Source organism: Limnobaculum xujianqingii (assembly GCF_013394855.1).
Taxonomy (GTDB): domain Bacteria; phylum Pseudomonadota; class Gammaproteobacteria; order Enterobacterales; family Enterobacteriaceae; genus Limnobaculum; species Limnobaculum xujianqingii.
The window spans coordinates 1,988,486-2,003,690 of sequence record NZ_JABMLK010000001.1; the positions used below are offsets into that span (position 1 = coordinate 1,988,486).

The following is a 15,205-nucleotide window of genomic DNA, read 5'->3' on the forward strand; positions in this document are numbered from 1 at the left end:
TAACTTATCGTAAATTCAATAAATTAATCAAAGCGTTGCAAACTATAATTTATTGAATAGATTATCCTGCAAATAAAGCCGATCCGTTTTACTAAATTCGACTGGGGTAAAGCTGTAATTTTCACTTTTAGTTTTAATCACCAGCATCCTGTTATCTGTATTAAAAATATCAATATCTGCAATCGGGATGGTGATATTGGCAAAACGTTTTCTGCGCATACTTCTGAAAGCCACACACTCAATAATAAGATGTGAATCATTGAGGGTAAGCTCAGAAAATGTTTTGCTATCAAATCTGGCTGATATGATAAAAGAGAGCATCAGCACAACAATCAAACCAGTAAAGATCCAGGAATATCCACCCGACTTTAAAACCAGTTCTGTAATCATCAGGCTGGCCAATAGCAGAAAGGTAATGGCAATCACCGAATAGTGATAGAACAGGGTTCTTTTTTGGTAGGCCTGATTGACTATTTTCCTGAACGATTCAACCGGTTCTTCTCTTAATTGCCCCTGCTTTGCCTGCAAAAGCGTTTCATAGATTTGATCTAACGCGTAATTAAACTGATCAAACAGGTTTAGTGGTTTCTTTTTCTTGCCGGACAATGCGTGAGGAATAATACGGATCGATTTATCTTTTCTTTCGATAGACTCGATCTCATTCCACGATGCACAAAACGGCCTACCAATTTCAAAAAAATTAAACTCAATTCCCTGATTGGTAACAATAAGGCTAAACCTTTCACCGGCTAATTTTCGGTAACCGTGCCAAAGAGCAAGTATGGGAACAGACAGCAAAACAACACAGCCTAAAATTAACAGCAGCCACAACAAAGGCGGACGAAGCTTATCAAGCATAAATAAGGCTGAGATAAAGAAAAATTGAATCGGTGTAAGCAGTGCCACACATAACAGAAATAACACTTTGATGGAGCTTTTAAAGCGGGTTGAATAGCTGAATTTCATACCAACAATCCTTCGAGTCAAATCCCTGACGACTACAAGATATAGCTTAATTAAAACATGTTAATGTAATGATCTTACTTCTTTTCCGCATAGCACCGCGCTTTCAGGTCAGCATTATTAATTGAGCCACAACTCCCTTTGCCCTGCTTAGCATAACAATAGTTACGTTGGTCTTTATCACCAATCGACCCACAACTGCCCTGCCCCTTTTCGGCAAAACACCGGGACTTCAGATCAGAATTATTAATCGAACCACAGCTACCTTTACCCTGCTTTGCAAAGCAATAGTTGCGTTGGTCCCGATCGCTAATCGATCCACAGCTACCCTGTCCTTTTTCTGCAAAACAACGAGATTTCAGATTGGAATCATTAATTGAGCCACAGCTGCCTTTGCCCTGTTTAGCATAACAATAGTTACGTTGGTCCCTGTCATTAATCGAACCGCAACTGGCAGCCTGCGCCACACCACTAAGACAGACAAATAACAGCATCAACAAATAGCCCATTCTTTTAATCATCGTGGTTTGCCTTATTGAACAGATCGGAGCAAAACTTATCTTACCTTATTCTTCTGGTTTCATGGATTTCAAATCATGAAGAGTGAAATCACTCACTATTCGGACAGCCTGATAACGATTAAATCCCTTGTGTTATATCCATCACACTTTCACCAATAATCGACCAACGAAACAAGGGAAACTCAAATTCTCATTTTTATGACCGATTAATTGGACCAGACTTTCAACCATTAATGTGGAAAAAAACGTCAATGATGTTCGGATTATCGTTCATCCAAAGCTACACAGGAGTCAATAATGCGAGGCAGCCATAGTTCAGTATTTGATTCAGAACTGTATTCATCTTTGTTTACTCAACCAGAAATGAAACAGATTTGGTCTGATGAAAACCTTATTCGTTGCTGGCTGGAGTTTGAAACTAGCGTGGCCCGTGTACAGGCTGAACTGGATATTATTCCTGATCAGGCTGCTGAAGAGATCGCGGCTACCTGTCGTTCCCTTAATGTTGACTGGCCCCGACTGGCTACAGAGACCCGTTCCGTTGGCATGGCAATCAAACCGCTGGTAGACCAAATCACCGATGCGGGTACACCATTAGTGAAAAAGTATCTGCATCGGGGGTGTACCACCCAGGATCTGCTGGATTCTGCGCTGGCCATACGCATGAAGCAAACGCTGCAATTAGTACGCGGCCAGCTTATCGAACTTGGCGATGCGCTGAAGAGTATGACGCTGGAACACAAAACTACAGTGATGGTTGCCAGAACTAATTCTATGGATGCCTCGGCGACTACCTGGGGATTACAGGTTAGTAGCTACTTAAGTGAATTAAGTCGCCATATTCAGCGCCTGGACTTTCTGTATCCCACCGCCATTACCGGTTTGTTTGGTGGTGCGGTAGGAAATCTGGCATCCGTTGGTCATCAGGGTATGGAAACGCGTAAAAACCTGATGACGGCATTGGGTCTATCCACTCCCGTTGGCATGATGAATGCCAGTCAGGATAATGTGGTTCAGGTGGTACAGTTTTTCGCGCTGGTGCACGGTACGCTATGCCGGATAGCCAACGATGTTGAAACCATGGGGCGAGCCTCCATTGCAGAAGTCAGAGAAGGCGAAGGGGGCGGCGGTTCCAGTACTATGCCGCATAAAACCAACCCTCGTGCCAGCAACATGATACAAACGCTATCCCGTATGGGCTGGACTTACGCCTCTGGCGCAACCAATCTGCTGGATCAACAGGATGTACGCGCAGCATCAATGCGCGTACTAAACTGGAGTCTGATACCTGAATCCGCATTAACCCTCTCTACCAGTCTGGAGCGTGCCTGTCGTCTGATAAGCCATTTAGTAGTTGATAAGCAAAGAATGAGAGACAACTTCAATGCCTCTAAAAACTTCATTATGTCAGAATCAGTGTCAATGAAACTGGCGGAAAAAATTGGCCGCGATCGGGGCTACAACATGATGAAGAAGCTGTTGAAAGATGCTGATGGTTCACAAAACCTACAGCAACTGGCACTCAACTGTGACCCCATTCGTGAAACGTTAACCGAAGCCGAAATTTTGGCGGCTTGCGATCCGTCCTCTTATCTGGGGTGCAACGATGCTCTGATTGATGAAACTGTGGCATTTTTTGATTCGGTGAGAAACGCTAACCGCTGATAACAGAAAGCCCGCCTCAAGCGCATTATCTTTTAGGCGGGCAAATCACTTATTTTGGCAGTGGCGAAAAAGTTTCAAAGAAGACAAACAGCTCTTCTAACTGCTCGAAATTACCTTCTCCCTCGCCTTTTTCATACGCCAGATGCAGTACTAACTCGACAAAGAAGAAGCCAATAATTCGACTTTTAAATACCGACTGCGTATCACTGGGTAATACAAACTGCAGGTTACAAAATTTACCGTAGGGATTAGATTCTGAGTTAGTGATCAGCACCACTACCGCATCTTTTTTGCGGAACCATTCGGTTACTCTAATCACGACCCGATTAAAGCGATAATAAGAGAAAACAATCGATACATCCTGACTCGATATATTCAATAAAGCTTTGGGTAAATCCCCGGTATCAACAGAAAGCAGCGTTACCCGATCGCGAAAATATTTAACCAGAGTCGAAAAATGTTTCGCCATAGCGTGGGAAGAAGAAGGCCCAATAACATAGATGTGTCGGTCGGTATTCAGGATAAGATCGATAAACTCATCCAGACTTTCGATGTCGATATTATTCTTGAAGCTCTCAAATAGCATGGTTACGTTTTTATTAAACTCAGAGACGATATCCGCCGTGGTAGCAGCAACTTTCTCCTGAGCTCTTAATGCCAGTTCAAATGGTGGAATCAACTTTTGCTGCGACAGAGTATTTTCCAGCGCACGACGAAAGGCTGAATAACCTGTGTACCCAAGCTTATTTAAAAAGCGTCCAACGGTTGCTTTACTTACCATCGCGTTGCGAGCCAAATCAACAATGCCATGAAATGGTAGTTCATTAAAATGAGCCTGAATATAACTATCCAGTCGCTCCTCTGACTCTGTCAGTGAATGTAATTGTGCTGTTTGAGAAATATAGTCTTCTAATGTCAACGCGTTGTTATTCTTCATTCTTTTTTGCCCCGGAGCATTACAACAGACTCATCAATAATAATGATGTTACCCGAAAAAACCGTCACGCTGATCAAAGCCATAAATATGGCTGTCAGGTGTTGCTATCACTGCTTTGGCGTTATGCGATCCTGCGCACAATTTATTGTGAGAAAAGCATTTTCTCATATAGTCAGTAGCGCCTTACTTCTACTATGACCGCATAACAAGCCGGCATGCAACACCATTTGTTGCCACCAGATTTCCTTAAGCGCGATGTTATTAAACAGTAGGTTTTTCTACCTGGAAAAACAAATAAAAGGATACACCACATGACTGCATTTATAATCGCAATAGTGATTACTATCATTGCCGCATGGTTAATTATTAAAAATTATCAACCTCAAACCGTGCTGTTGCTGGCAGGTCTGGCTTTACTGACGCTCACGGTGATTCTTCACCCGGAAAAAAGCATTTTATATGGCAAAGCGACCACCACGGGCTCTACCTGGCTGGATATTTTTGCCTTTGCTAAAGGCTCGCTTTCTACTCAGGTAGCCGGCATTGGTTTGATCATTATGGCGGCAGGCGGTTTCGCCAGCTATATGGACCATATCAAAGCGTCAAACGCCATGGTCAATATTTGTATCCGCCCTTTGCAGGTCATCAAAGCGCCCTATCTGATTCTGGCTCTGGGCTATATTTGTGCTCAAATGCTGCACGTCGCGATTTCAAGCGCCGCAGGCTTAGCCATGTTGCTATTGGTTACCTTCTTCCCGGTTTTAGTACGTTTAGGGGTGAGTAAAGCCGCCGCCGCCGCTATGATTGGCCTGTGTGCCTTTATGGACCTTGGCCCGGCAGTGGGAACGGCCAACCTGGCAGCAAAACATGCGGGTATGGAAACTGCGGTCTATTTTGCCCACTACCAAATGCCGGTGGCTATTGCGGTTATGCTGGTGGTATCCATCCTGATTTTCTTCACGGCGAAATACTACGATAAAAAAGATGGTCACACCGTGGTTATTCAGGACGTCAGCAAAACTGATGCTCAGGAAGAGGATGCAGCACCAACCTTTTATGCCCTGCTGCCTATTTTCCCGGTAGCGCTGGTACTGATATTCAGCCCATTGGTAATTGATACCATCAAAATTGATGTGGTTACCGCGATGATCGTCGGTACTATGCTGGCTTTTGTCTGCGAACTGATTGTTAAACGTGATTTCCGCGCCTGCTGTAAAGGGGTACAGGTGTTCTTCAAGGGTATGGGCGGTATGTTTACCAGTATCGTATCCTTACTGGTTTGTGCTGATATCTATGCCCAAGGGATGCAGCAAATTGGTGCTATCGATTATCTGCTTGAATCCGTGCAAAACGCAGGCTTTGGTTTCACCAGCATGACTATCGTGATGACACTATTGGTAGGTATTACTGCAGTGCTGACCGGTTCCGGCGTTGCCGCCTTCTTCTCCTTCTCGGGTCTGGCTCCTTCAATCGCCACCAAGTTTGGCGCTGATGCGGTATATATGATTCTGCCAATGCAGTTAATGGCCGGGATGGGACGTTCTATTTCCCCGGTTGCAGGTATCATTATTGCCGTCAGTAAAGCCGGTGAGTGTTCGCCGTTTATGATTGTGAGACGAACGTTGATTCCGGCGCTGGGCGGCATAGTAACGATGCTGGTGACTAACTATCTGTTGTTCTAAATAGATAAAATAACCTGAATAGAGCCTCGCACTACAATGCGGGGCTTTTGCATTTAATATTTCTTATTATGTTGGATTAGGTAAGATGGAGCAGACTTTATCCGCTTAAATGGGAAAAATATAATGAATAGCAAAGACTTAATCCCTTACTGTCTGACAAAGCTTGGTGCGGTACATGACTATAAAGCCGAATGGGAAGCCGATCGGGTTTGTGTCTGCGATAAGATGTTTGCTTTATTAGGTGAGCTTAATGGTCGTCCGATTATCTCTTTAAAAAGCGATCCGGATCGTGCTGATATTTTGCGTCAGGCCTTCCCCGATATCATTCCCGGCTATTACTTAAATAAAAAGCTGTGGAACACCCTATTTCTGGATGGAGCCTTAACCCTGGAAATGATTGAAGAAAGCATTGACCATTCCTATCTGTTGGTGGTGCAGAAGTTACCAAAGAAAACGCAAAAGATGTTGGGTATACAGCCGTAAAACTCTATCCGGTAGTGACAGGTTAAATCCGCCACTACCGGTGTATTTTGTACAACGAATAGAAAAAAGTCTCTCTGGCTAAAAATGCCATCTTATTTTTAAAGCTTATATACATGGTAGTGGGTGTTGGCGAACTCCAGGCTTTAATACCTGCATCTTCGGCGATAAGCATCGCCCGTTTCATATGCAGCGGATCGCTGACAATGATGGCGCTTTGATACTGCCCGTCATCCATAATGGCCTTGGCGTAGCGTATATTTCCCTGAGTTATGGTCGAGGTTTCTTCGTATAAAATATCCTGCGCCGGGACTCCCTGTTGCTCAGCATATTGCTTAGCCACCCAGGCATCAGAATGTTCATTTCCTTCGCCAAAACCACCGGTAAAAATCAGCTTCTTCACATATCCATTTTGATACAGGAATATACCGTGGTTAATACGCTGCTGAAATACCGGCGTTACTTTTCCATCTGACAAGCCAGCACCAAGCACAATAGCCACATCGGCTGTGGTTCTCTCGTCTTTATCGCTGTAGTTCCAGATAGTAATCGCGTTTATCAGGATATAGAGAAAAGCGGCAATAAACAGTGAAAAGGTGAGATATTTTGAAAGTCGGCGTTTTTTAGTTTTTATATTCACCATCTTTTTCGTCCATTAAAAAGTCTGCTTTAAATAATTAGTCACTGCCAGATGGCGTCAGGGAAGACATAATGTCTTCCCTGTAATAATGGAAAGCTGTATTTCCAATGCTATGATAGCTAACCAATATAATCAAAAAATTCAGAGAAACAATTAATGGCTCATTTTCAGCAATAACAGGACTTATTTTTTGACCATATAGCCAACAAATTTTCGGTCTTTCATCATGGCAACTTTCCCTGAGCTATAAACTATAAATTGGTTAAGGCCTTGAGAATAAACTTTCGCTGTGGCTTCCTGCTCATCTAATGCTGCAGGCTTACCATCAATGTAGGCACTACCATCCGAGCGAACCTCAAGATTAATACCCTCTAAACTATAGGTATGGGCCTTATAAGCCGTTGGTGTTATCTGATTAGCTTCCCTGACATTCTCAAGCGCCTGTTTTTCCGCCGCAGCATTAATTGCAGACTGGCGATTCTGTTCTGCTAAATAGCATGCGTCTTTACCTATCCCCTGAGCAGTACATTGAGCCATACGGTCAGTTGGAGAAGTGCAACTGATCAACACACTCAAAGCCAGACTGGATAATACAATTTTCATTAGTTTCATATCATTACCATAAAACATCAGTTAAACAAGAATGGTTGAAATAAATTATTAACACTTTAACTTTACGAGACAGGGATGATTAATTTCAGTCCTTCAGGGGAATATTCTGTGGGAATTTATTATGAACAACTCATTTAAATAGAGGAGATATATTAAGCAAATATCTATGATTGATTGTTACCATATGTATGTAACCTATTTTATCTACCAATGATAAACGAGCGTGCTAACAGCTTGTACTACACTTATAACTCACTTAAAAGAATGAGGAAGGTGTTTGTATGAAGTTATGCCCCGTTCTCACAATTGTTGGCTTGTCGCTGGCATTGGTGGCTTGCAACTCTCCTACTCCACCAAAAGGCGTAAACCCTATCACCGGATTTGATGCCAAACGCTATTTGAGTAAATGGTATGAAATCTCTCGTTTGGAAAACCGCTTTGAACGAGGGCTGGAACAGGTTACCGCTACCTATGGAGAGCGTAATGATGGTGGAATATCCGTCTTGAACCGTGGATACGACCCGCTAAAAGAGCAATGGAAAGAAAGTGAAGGCAAAGCTTATTTCACAGGTTCCGTAACCACCGCCGCATTAAAGGTCTCATTTTTTGGCCCATTCTATGGCGGTTATAACGTAATTGCCCTTGATGACAACTATCAATATGCGCTGGTGAGTGGACCTAATCGCGATTATCTGTGGATATTATCCCGCACACCACAAATCCCGGATAGCGTTAAACAAAACTATCTTAATATTGCCCGCAAACTAAATTTTCCAGTAGATGAAATGCTCTGGGTTAGCCAGCAATAGTCCGTTAGATCGTAAGAATTAAATCACATTAACTGGAGCGGGTGAAGAGAATCGAACTCTCATATATATACTATATATTGATATTAAAGAATAAATTTGATTTTCTTTTTCTTGCGTGTCATTTCAATTTCTGCAAGGTTCTGTGTAAATACGCGAACGAGTGCGCTTGAATTTTAGACACAAAAAAACCCCGCAGATGCGAGGTTTAGATAACTCAATAAAAATATTACTTAATATGAGTAAAATTGATAGCTGCTGGATCAAAGATAGCTTTAGCCAACTCCAAAGCTTTCTCCTGAACATTATTCAAGCTAGTGTCACGCGACGCAAAAACATTAATCTTTAGCGACGCACTATTATAAATAGGTTTATTCTCACCAGTAACAGACCACGAAGCATCTACCGGCACTGTCCAGTATGATTCAGGGTCCATCATTGCGTCTACTGGACGAAAATCAGATGGAAGGTTAACAATTAAACTAACATTAGATACTTTCATTTTTTTATTCCTTTTTGTTGTAATCACCAGATCACTGTCTGGATATACAGTATACAAAAAGAGGATACTTACCCCTAATTTTCAGGTAAATTATTTTTAAATTTAATTCATTATTTATCAAATAGTTATAGCAATCTCTCATCTGATAACTATCAGATAAAATAGACCAGAATCCTATTTTTAACTATAAAAAAGCCCCGCAATTGCAGGGCGCTGTGAGCTTATTGATGATACAGGTAGCCAGCTTTGCCACGTATCTCTAAGTTGCGTGCTAACTTGCCAATTATGGCCATCGAAGATAATTGGACCACCTCCCTCTGGGGTTGAACAATCTTCTTACCGCACTGCCGCTTATCACCTTGTCGGGTTGATTCTGTTTAATTTCTTAGGCTTTATATATACATAATAGTTGATTAATGAATTTTACAAGGTATCAATCAATAAAAAATTTTATCTTGCCAGATTTAAAATCCATGCTTCAGGATTTATGGGGATTGAGTAACTGTTGAGTAATCGTAGAATAACATTGATTGGAGCGGGTGAAGAGAATCGAACTCTCGTATAGAGCTTGGGAAGCTCTCGTTCTACCATTGAACTACACCCGCCGGGAGGAATAACCGCCGGACGATTATAAACCGCAAATCACCACGGATAAAAGAGATATTTACCAACAAAACTAGTCTGTTGGCACCCACTATCAAAATCACTCAATGTCAGAAAAAACGACTGTTTTACGCTATTTGAACGTCACCATACGTTATGGCTACTACAATGGTTTTTGCGCCGACAATAAAAAGATCATTGGCCGTTCTTTTTCTTCATCCAGTGCCGGAATATCGGCTATCTGTTGTGCTGTCGGGCCCCATTCATTTAAGTGAGTAATCACAAACCCCTGCTTAATCAGCATATTCAAATAGCTACCCAGCATACGGTGCTGTTTCACTATCCCTTCTGCAATCCAGTTAGTTACCCGCGGCCCTTCTGCCTGATAGCTATTCACCGGCCATGATTTTTGCCCGTCAGTATCAACCAGCCAACCGGGATGTTTAGGTGCGGTATAAATCGGATGCTCAGCAGAAAACACCAGATAGCCACCCGGAACTAACGATTGGTAGATGGTATTGAATAAAGCGGGCAGGTTTTCAATATAGTGCAGAGCCAGTGAGCTATACACTAAATCATAACTGTTCTCTGCCAACTTCAGAGTTTCCAAATCGCCACGCTGATAGCTAATCGCCGGATCGTCGGTCATCTCTCTGGCTTTATTCAACATCTTCTCTGACAGGTCGATTCCTGATACCTGACTCGCCCCTCGCTCACGAGCATTACGGCAAAACCAACCATATCCACAGCCAAGATCCGCCACGCGAAACCCTTGCATATCCGGCAACATACTAACAATGGCCGACCATTCCGGCGCACCATCCAACCCATCCACAGAACGGCTCAACTGGGCATAGCCATCAAAGAAAGTCTGAACGTCATAAATATTCTGTGCCATAAGATTCTCCACATTGGCATAGCTAAGCAATAATGCGGACCAAGTTTACGCCGCAGCCACCAGAAAGTGAATTTTGGCACCACCTCTTGGCCCTCCGCCCTTAGTCTTTTATCTTTTGCCTTTTGCCTTTTGCCTTTTGCCTTTTGCCTTTGACCTTCCAGAGCACTGGAATTCAGCTGACGACTGAGAGAGGCCAGCACGACCAACAGGGATGTTGGTCGAGGCACTGCTTCGCCGGGAGCGAATCAGTGCCGGTGCGTTAAGGCCGAACGAAAGAGGAAGGAAGTCGCGAAGCGACCTGGATTCGTGTGCGAAGGCGCGGAGGTGCAGGAGGCCCTCGCCCAAGGGCCTCTTGCTCGGCCGCCGCACAGCAATTGAGCAAAACACGGTTCTACTTGCGGACGAAATCTACTCAAAACTTAATCATGCATCACACAGCAATCAAGTAAATCGCCGCCCTATTTGCGGACGAAACCATTCCCAAACCCAATTCTCTTTTATATAGTTTCTATATATCCCAACAATAAAAATAAAAAAACCAAATTAACCACCTTAAATTCATTTAAAAAACATTTAAACTTTCATTCATCATTTAAAACAACCTAATAATGTGAACCCTATCAAATAATAAAATAATCCTTATTGTTAATTGGTAATACCAATTCTTTTAATAAATCAATCCACCACGTTACCATTATAAAATTAGGGATATAAATCCGTTAAATCCTAATTTCATTTATGCAAATATGATTTTCTAAAAATGCAAATAAAAACGATTCAGCATAAAGATGAATTAACATAACCCATTAATTTTAATTAAAATATTATAAAATTGTTAAATTTAACAATTAGCAGAAATGGTATACCAAAGATTCTTTTATATTTACGCCATCCACTTTGATGACTATTATCCGCAGCCACAGACTATTTAAATCTTCCGTTTCAATAGTCATTAAAAAACCCATAAATAAAATATTTCTCGCTAATTATTAGTTGGAAAAACTCAATTCAAACATCAGGAAAATAGGATCCTGAGCGTATAAATAAAAAACTAAAAAATAGAAACATCTTCTAACCGCACTAAACCTTAGGAGTAACTTAACGATGGATTTCATCATTGTTCTCGGTGCCCTGTGTTTTCTAATGTTCGCAGCCTATCGCGGATATAGCGTTATTCTGATGGCACCCATCGCTGCTCTCGGGGCCGTTCTTCTCACCCAACCTGCCGCCGTTGCCCCAGTCTTCTCCGGACTGTTTATGGATAAGATGGTCGGCTTTATCAAACTCTACTTCCCGGTATTCCTGCTGGGTGCTGTTTTCGGTAAGGTGATTGAACTCTCCGGATTCTCTAAATCAATTGTTGCCGCTGTCATCAGTTGGATCGGACGTGAACGCGCGATTATGGTTATCGTGATCGTTTGTGCTCTGCTGACTTACGGCGGGGTTTCACTGTTTGTGGTGGTATTTGCTGTTTATCCATTTGCCGCTGAAATGTTCCGACAGGGGAATCTACCTAAACGGCTAATCCCCGGTGCCATTGCCCTCGGGGCGTTCTCATTTACCATGGATGCCCTACCAGGCACGCCACAAATTCAAAACATCATTCCTACCACCTTTTTTGGTACCACCACTTTAGCGGCACCAATTCTGGGCTGTATTGGTGCAGTGTTTGTATTCTTTGCGGGCATGGCCTATCTGAACTGGCGTTTACGCAGTGCGATTCGTAAAGGTGAAGGCTACGGTACCAATCTGGTCAATGAGCCTGCGCCGGTAGATACCAGCGATTTGCCTTCTCCGTGGCTGGCTATCTCTCCACTGATTCTGATTGGTGTAGCCAATATGGCCTTCACCAAGCTGATACCAAAATGGTATGGCGCTGAACACATCGTATCGCTGCCGGGGCTAAAAGACCCATTAGTCACCAAGGTGCCTTCTATCGTCGGTATTTGGGCGGTAGAAGCAGCGCTGCTGTTAGGCATTATTTTCGTTCTTTGTACCGCCTTTAATATGGTACGCAAGAACTTCGCTGAAGGAACTAAAGTCGCCATTGGTGGCGCCATGCTGGCATCGGTCAATACCGCGTCAGAATATGGTTTTGGTGCCGTTATCGCCGCACTGCCTGGCTTTATGGTTATTCGTGATGCGTTAACCAGTATTCCTGACCCATTAGTCAATGCGGCAGTAACCGTAACCTCACTGGCGGGTGTTACCGGTTCAGCCTCAGGCGGTATGAGTATCGCACTGGCCGCCATGGGCGATCAGCTATTAGCCGCAACTCAGGCCGCAGGAATCAGCCCGGAAGTTCTGCACCGCGTAGTTGCAATGGCCAGTGGCGGTATGGATACCCTACCTCACAACGGCGCAGTTATCACACTGTTAGCTGTTACCGGCCTGACTCATAAAGATTCCTATAAAGATATTTTTGCCGTGACCTGCATTAAGACCCTGGCAGTGTTCGTGATCATCGGCGTTTACTACATGACCGGATTGGTTTGATTTTTAGCTGATAGCTAAGGAAGTATAAAAATGGCTGCTCAATTTGTATCTCTGGATGAGTTTGCCCAATCCATTCAGGATGGGGACAGGCTGGTACTTGGTGGTTTTATCGGCGCGGTAGTACCTGAAGCGCTGGAAAAAGCCGTTGGTTCTCGCTTTAAGCAGGAGGGGCATCCACGTAATTTGTCCCTCTACTTCGCCGCAGGTCAGGGTGATTCCGCAGAAAGAGCGGTAAACAATTTGTCGGAAGAAGGTCTGGTCTCTTTCGTCATCGGTGGCCACTGGGGCTTAATTCCTAAGCTACAAAAGCTGGCTAATGAAGAAAAAATCACCGGTTATAACCTGCCGCAGGGCATTATCGCTCATCTGATGCGCGATACTGCGGCCGGTAAACCCGGCACCCTTAGTCATGTAGGGCTGGGAACATTTGTTGACCCGCGCATTGAGGGTGGAAAGATCAACCAATCCACTAAAGAAGATTGGGTTGAAGTTATCACCATTCATAATAAAGAGTATCTGTTCTACAAACGTTTAGATGCCAACGTCGCTCTGTTACGCGGTACCACTGCTGATGAAAACGGCAATATCACGATGGAAGACGAGTGCCTGTTTGTTGAAAACCTGGCGGCGGCTCAAATGGTAAAAAACAACGGCGGCAAAGTCGTTGTGCAGGTAAAACGTAAGGTCAAAGCAGGTACTCTCGAACCACAACAGGTACGCATTCCCGGTATTCTGGTGGATATGGTAGTGGTAGTTGATAACCCGGCGGAACACATGCAAACCTTCGCCGAGCAGCAGAATGATGCTTATTGCCGCCTGACGCCAAAAGTAGAAAAAGACGTTAAACCGATAAAACTGGATGCCAAAAAAGTCGTTGCCCGTCGTGCCGCTCAGGAACTGAAGCGCGGAGCTATCATGAACCTGGGTATTGGCTTACCGGAATACATTTCTGCTGTAGCCGACGAAGAAGGACAGACCGGAGCCATGAACCTGACCGTTGAACCAGGAGCCATTGGTGGTACTCCGGCTGGTGGTTTGAGCTTTGGAGCTTCGGCTAACCCGGAAGCTATCATCACTCAGGATCAACAATTTGACTTCTATGACGGTGGCGGTATCGATCAGGCATTCCTTGGCCTGGCGGAATGCGACAAAACTGGCGACCTTAACGTATCGCGTTTTGGTACTAAAATCCCCGGTTGTGGCGGGTTTATCAATATTACCCAAAACGCCAAAGAGGTGTTCTTTTGTGGCACCTTCACCGCCGGAAAATTTGATATTCAGGTTGGTGACGGCAAGCTGACCATCAATAAAGATGGTGATATCAGTAAATTCATCGACAAAGTTCAGCAAATTACCTTCTCGGCAAAAACTGCCAACGAAAACCACAAACCGGTGCTGTATATCACCGAGCGTGCGGTATTCCGCTTAACCCCACAAGGGCTGGAACTAACGGAAATCGCACCGGGTATCGATCTGGAAAAAGACATTCTCGGCAAGATGGAATTCGTTCCACTTATTAGCCCGAATCTGAAAACCATGGATGAAGCCATTTTCCACGATCGCCCTATTGGTTTAACGCTGAAATAACACCCGTATTACCGCGCCACTCATCATCCGGCGCGGCAATCAACCCAATTATTTACGTCTATGCTCAACTGGAGAAAAGTTATGTTAAACAAAATTTGTGTCGTCACTGGTGCAGGTCGGGGAATTGGCCTGGAAATCGTGAAGAAGTTTTCACAAGCCGGAGCTAAAATGATTTTTGCCGTTGATATGAATGAGCAAGAACTGAAATCACTGGAAAACCAATACCCAAATGTACGCCCTGCCAAACTGAATGTGTGCGATCGCCCCGCCATCACTGCCTTTGTTGATGCTGTAAAAGCCGAGTTCGGCCAAATTGATGTTCTGGTGAATAACGCCGGTATTACTCGCGACGCCATGATCGGTAAAATGACTGAAGATGACTGGGATGCAGTACTTAACGTAAACCTGAAGGGCGTTTTCAATATGACTCAGGCCATTGTGGCGCTGATGACCGAAAACGGCAAAGGCTCAATCATTACTATGTCTTCTATCGTGGGTACCGATGGCAACATTGGTCAAAGCAACTATGCAGCCACTAAAGGCGGCGTTATCGCTATGACTAAAGGCTGGGCTAAAGAATTCGCCCGTAAAGGGGCACAAATTCGTGCCAACTGCGTAGCACCTGGTTTTACCGAAACCCCAATGACCAAAGACCTGCCAGAAAAAGTGCTGGAAGGCATCAACAACAAGACTCCTCTTGGCCGTATGGCTACCGCAGAAGATATTGCTGAAGGGGTACTGTTCCTGGCGTCTGAAAAAGCCAAATTTATTACCGGTCAGGTTCTGAAAATTGACGGTGGATTAACGCTGTAA

The 15,205-nt window shown here is 43.9% G+C and carries 14 protein-coding genes and 1 tRNA gene; 7 read left to right on the forward strand and 8 right to left on the reverse strand.

The features are described 5' to 3' along the window. Window positions 1-42: 42 nt before the first annotated feature. A complete protein-coding gene (locus GOL65_RS09070; RefSeq protein WP_179038279.1) occupies window positions 43-906 on the reverse strand; it encodes a hypothetical protein in 864 nt (287 codons plus the stop codon). A gap of 134 nt (window positions 907-1,040) precedes the next feature. Beyond that, the gene (locus GOL65_RS09075; RefSeq protein WP_218652021.1) at window positions 1,041-1,484 is read right to left on the reverse strand and encodes a hypothetical protein; all 444 of its coding nucleotides are present in this window, start codon (window positions 1,482-1,484) and stop codon (window positions 1,041-1,043) included. Window positions 1,485-1,781: 297 nt separating this feature from the next. Here GOL65_RS09075 and GOL65_RS09080 point away from each other — a divergent pair, with 297 nt between their 5' ends. Beyond that, window positions 1,782-3,149, forward strand: a complete 1,368-nt coding sequence (locus tag GOL65_RS09080) for a class-II fumarase/aspartase family protein (RefSeq protein WP_140920922.1) — start codon at window positions 1,782-1,784, stop codon at window positions 3,147-3,149. A gap of 49 nt (window positions 3,150-3,198) precedes the next feature. On the opposite strand, the gene GOL65_RS09085 is transcribed toward GOL65_RS09080, so the two are convergent. Beyond that, window positions 3,199-4,086 (reverse strand): MurR/RpiR family transcriptional regulator, encoded by an 888-nt coding sequence (locus GOL65_RS09085; RefSeq protein ID WP_179038280.1) that lies wholly within the window; start codon window positions 4,084-4,086, stop codon window positions 3,199-3,201. A 311-nt stretch (window positions 4,087-4,397) separates the two neighbouring features. Between GOL65_RS09085 and dcuC the strand changes: the two genes are divergently transcribed. Both dcuC and GOL65_RS09095 read left to right on the forward strand, forming a co-directional pair. Then, window positions 4,398-5,768 carry a C4-dicarboxylate transporter DcuC gene (gene dcuC, locus GOL65_RS09090; RefSeq protein WP_140920924.1) on the forward strand — a complete coding sequence of 457 codons (1,371 nt, stop codon included), beginning with the start codon at window positions 4,398-4,400 and terminating at the stop codon, window positions 5,766-5,768. Window positions 5,769-5,891: 123 nt separating this feature from the next. Next, window positions 5,892-6,251, forward strand: a complete 360-nt coding sequence (locus GOL65_RS09095) for an MmcQ/YjbR family DNA-binding protein (RefSeq protein WP_140920925.1) — start codon at window positions 5,892-5,894, stop codon at window positions 6,249-6,251. 34 nt (window positions 6,252-6,285) lie between these two features. Here GOL65_RS09095 and GOL65_RS09100 read toward each other — a convergent pair whose 3' ends face one another. After that, the gene (locus GOL65_RS09100) at window positions 6,286-6,891 is read right to left on the reverse strand and encodes a YdcF family protein (protein WP_140920926.1); all 606 of its coding nucleotides are present in this window, start codon (window positions 6,889-6,891) and stop codon (window positions 6,286-6,288) included. Between the two features lie 180 nt (window positions 6,892-7,071). Further along, a complete protein-coding gene (locus tag GOL65_RS09105; protein WP_140920927.1) occupies window positions 7,072-7,500 on the reverse strand; it encodes a hypothetical protein in 429 nt (142 codons plus the stop codon). Between the two features lie 281 nt (window positions 7,501-7,781). On the opposite strand from GOL65_RS09105, the gene blc reads away from it, so the two are divergent. Next, window positions 7,782-8,309: an outer membrane lipoprotein Blc gene (gene blc / locus GOL65_RS09110; RefSeq protein WP_140920928.1), complete on the forward strand. Its 528-nt coding sequence runs from the start codon at window positions 7,782-7,784 to the stop codon at window positions 8,307-8,309. A 226-nt stretch (window positions 8,310-8,535) separates the two neighbouring features. Here the strand turns inward: blc and GOL65_RS09115 are convergent, their stop codons facing one another. From GOL65_RS09115 to GOL65_RS09125, 3 genes are all read right to left on the reverse strand, one after another. Next, window positions 8,536-8,808, reverse strand: coding sequence for a hypothetical protein (locus GOL65_RS09115; RefSeq protein ID WP_140920929.1), 273 nt, complete (start codon window positions 8,806-8,808; stop codon window positions 8,536-8,538). Between the two features lie 531 nt (window positions 8,809-9,339). Beyond that, window positions 9,340-9,413 (reverse strand) — tRNA-Gly (locus GOL65_RS09120). Window positions 9,414-9,574: 161 nt separating this feature from the next. Continuing rightward, window positions 9,575-10,309 (reverse strand): class I SAM-dependent methyltransferase, encoded by a 735-nt coding sequence (locus GOL65_RS09125; protein ID WP_140920930.1) that lies wholly within the window; start codon window positions 10,307-10,309, stop codon window positions 9,575-9,577. A gap of 1,104 nt (window positions 10,310-11,413) precedes the next feature. Between GOL65_RS09125 and GOL65_RS09130 the strand changes: the two genes are divergently transcribed. From GOL65_RS09130 to fabG, 3 genes are all read left to right on the forward strand, one after another. Further along, window positions 11,414-12,805, forward strand: a complete 1,392-nt coding sequence (locus GOL65_RS09130; protein WP_179038281.1) for a GntP family permease — start codon at window positions 11,414-11,416, stop codon at window positions 12,803-12,805. 30 nt (window positions 12,806-12,835) lie between these two features. Further along, entirely contained in the window at window positions 12,836-14,392 is a 1,557-nt protein-coding gene (locus GOL65_RS09135; RefSeq protein ID WP_130590524.1) for an acyl CoA:acetate/3-ketoacid CoA transferase, read from the forward strand. Window positions 14,393-14,473: 81 nt separating this feature from the next. Continuing rightward, on the forward strand, window positions 14,474-15,205 hold the full coding sequence (gene fabG, locus GOL65_RS09140) for a 3-oxoacyl-ACP reductase FabG (protein ID WP_210405327.1): 732 nt from the start codon (window positions 14,474-14,476) through the stop codon (window positions 15,203-15,205).

Excerpts from the sequence above, each read along its gene's own strand:
- GOL65_RS09075 (WP_218652021.1), bottom strand. The coding sequence starts at position 1,484 with ATGATTAAAAGAATGGGCTATTTGTTGATGCTGTTATTTGTCTGTCTT.
- blc (WP_140920928.1), top strand. The coding sequence starts at position 7,782 with ATGAAGTTATGCCCCGTTCTCACAATTGTTGGCTTGTCGCTGGCATTG.
- GOL65_RS09085 (WP_179038280.1), bottom strand. The coding sequence starts at position 4,086 with ATGAAGAATAACAACGCGTTGACATTAGAAGACTATATTTCTCAAACA.
- dcuC (WP_140920924.1), top strand. The coding sequence starts at position 4,398 with ATGACTGCATTTATAATCGCAATAGTGATTACTATCATTGCCGCATGG.
- GOL65_RS09105 (WP_140920927.1), bottom strand. The coding sequence starts at position 7,500 with ATGAAACTAATGAAAATTGTATTATCCAGTCTGGCTTTGAGTGTGTTG.
- fabG (WP_210405327.1), top strand. The coding sequence starts at position 14,474 with ATGTTAAACAAAATTTGTGTCGTCACTGGTGCAGGTCGGGGAATTGGC.
- GOL65_RS09095 (WP_140920925.1), top strand. The coding sequence starts at position 5,892 with ATGAATAGCAAAGACTTAATCCCTTACTGTCTGACAAAGCTTGGTGCG.
- GOL65_RS09130 (WP_179038281.1), top strand. The coding sequence starts at position 11,414 with ATGGATTTCATCATTGTTCTCGGTGCCCTGTGTTTTCTAATGTTCGCA.
- GOL65_RS09135 (WP_130590524.1), top strand. The coding sequence starts at position 12,836 with ATGGCTGCTCAATTTGTATCTCTGGATGAGTTTGCCCAATCCATTCAG.
- GOL65_RS09125 (WP_140920930.1), bottom strand. The coding sequence starts at position 10,309 with ATGGCACAGAATATTTATGACGTTCAGACTTTCTTTGATGGCTATGCC.
- GOL65_RS09100 (WP_140920926.1), bottom strand. The coding sequence starts at position 6,891 with ATGGTGAATATAAAAACTAAAAAACGCCGACTTTCAAAATATCTCACC.
- GOL65_RS09115 (WP_140920929.1), bottom strand. The coding sequence starts at position 8,808 with ATGAAAGTATCTAATGTTAGTTTAATTGTTAACCTTCCATCTGATTTT.
- GOL65_RS09080 (WP_140920922.1), top strand. The coding sequence starts at position 1,782 with ATGCGAGGCAGCCATAGTTCAGTATTTGATTCAGAACTGTATTCATCT.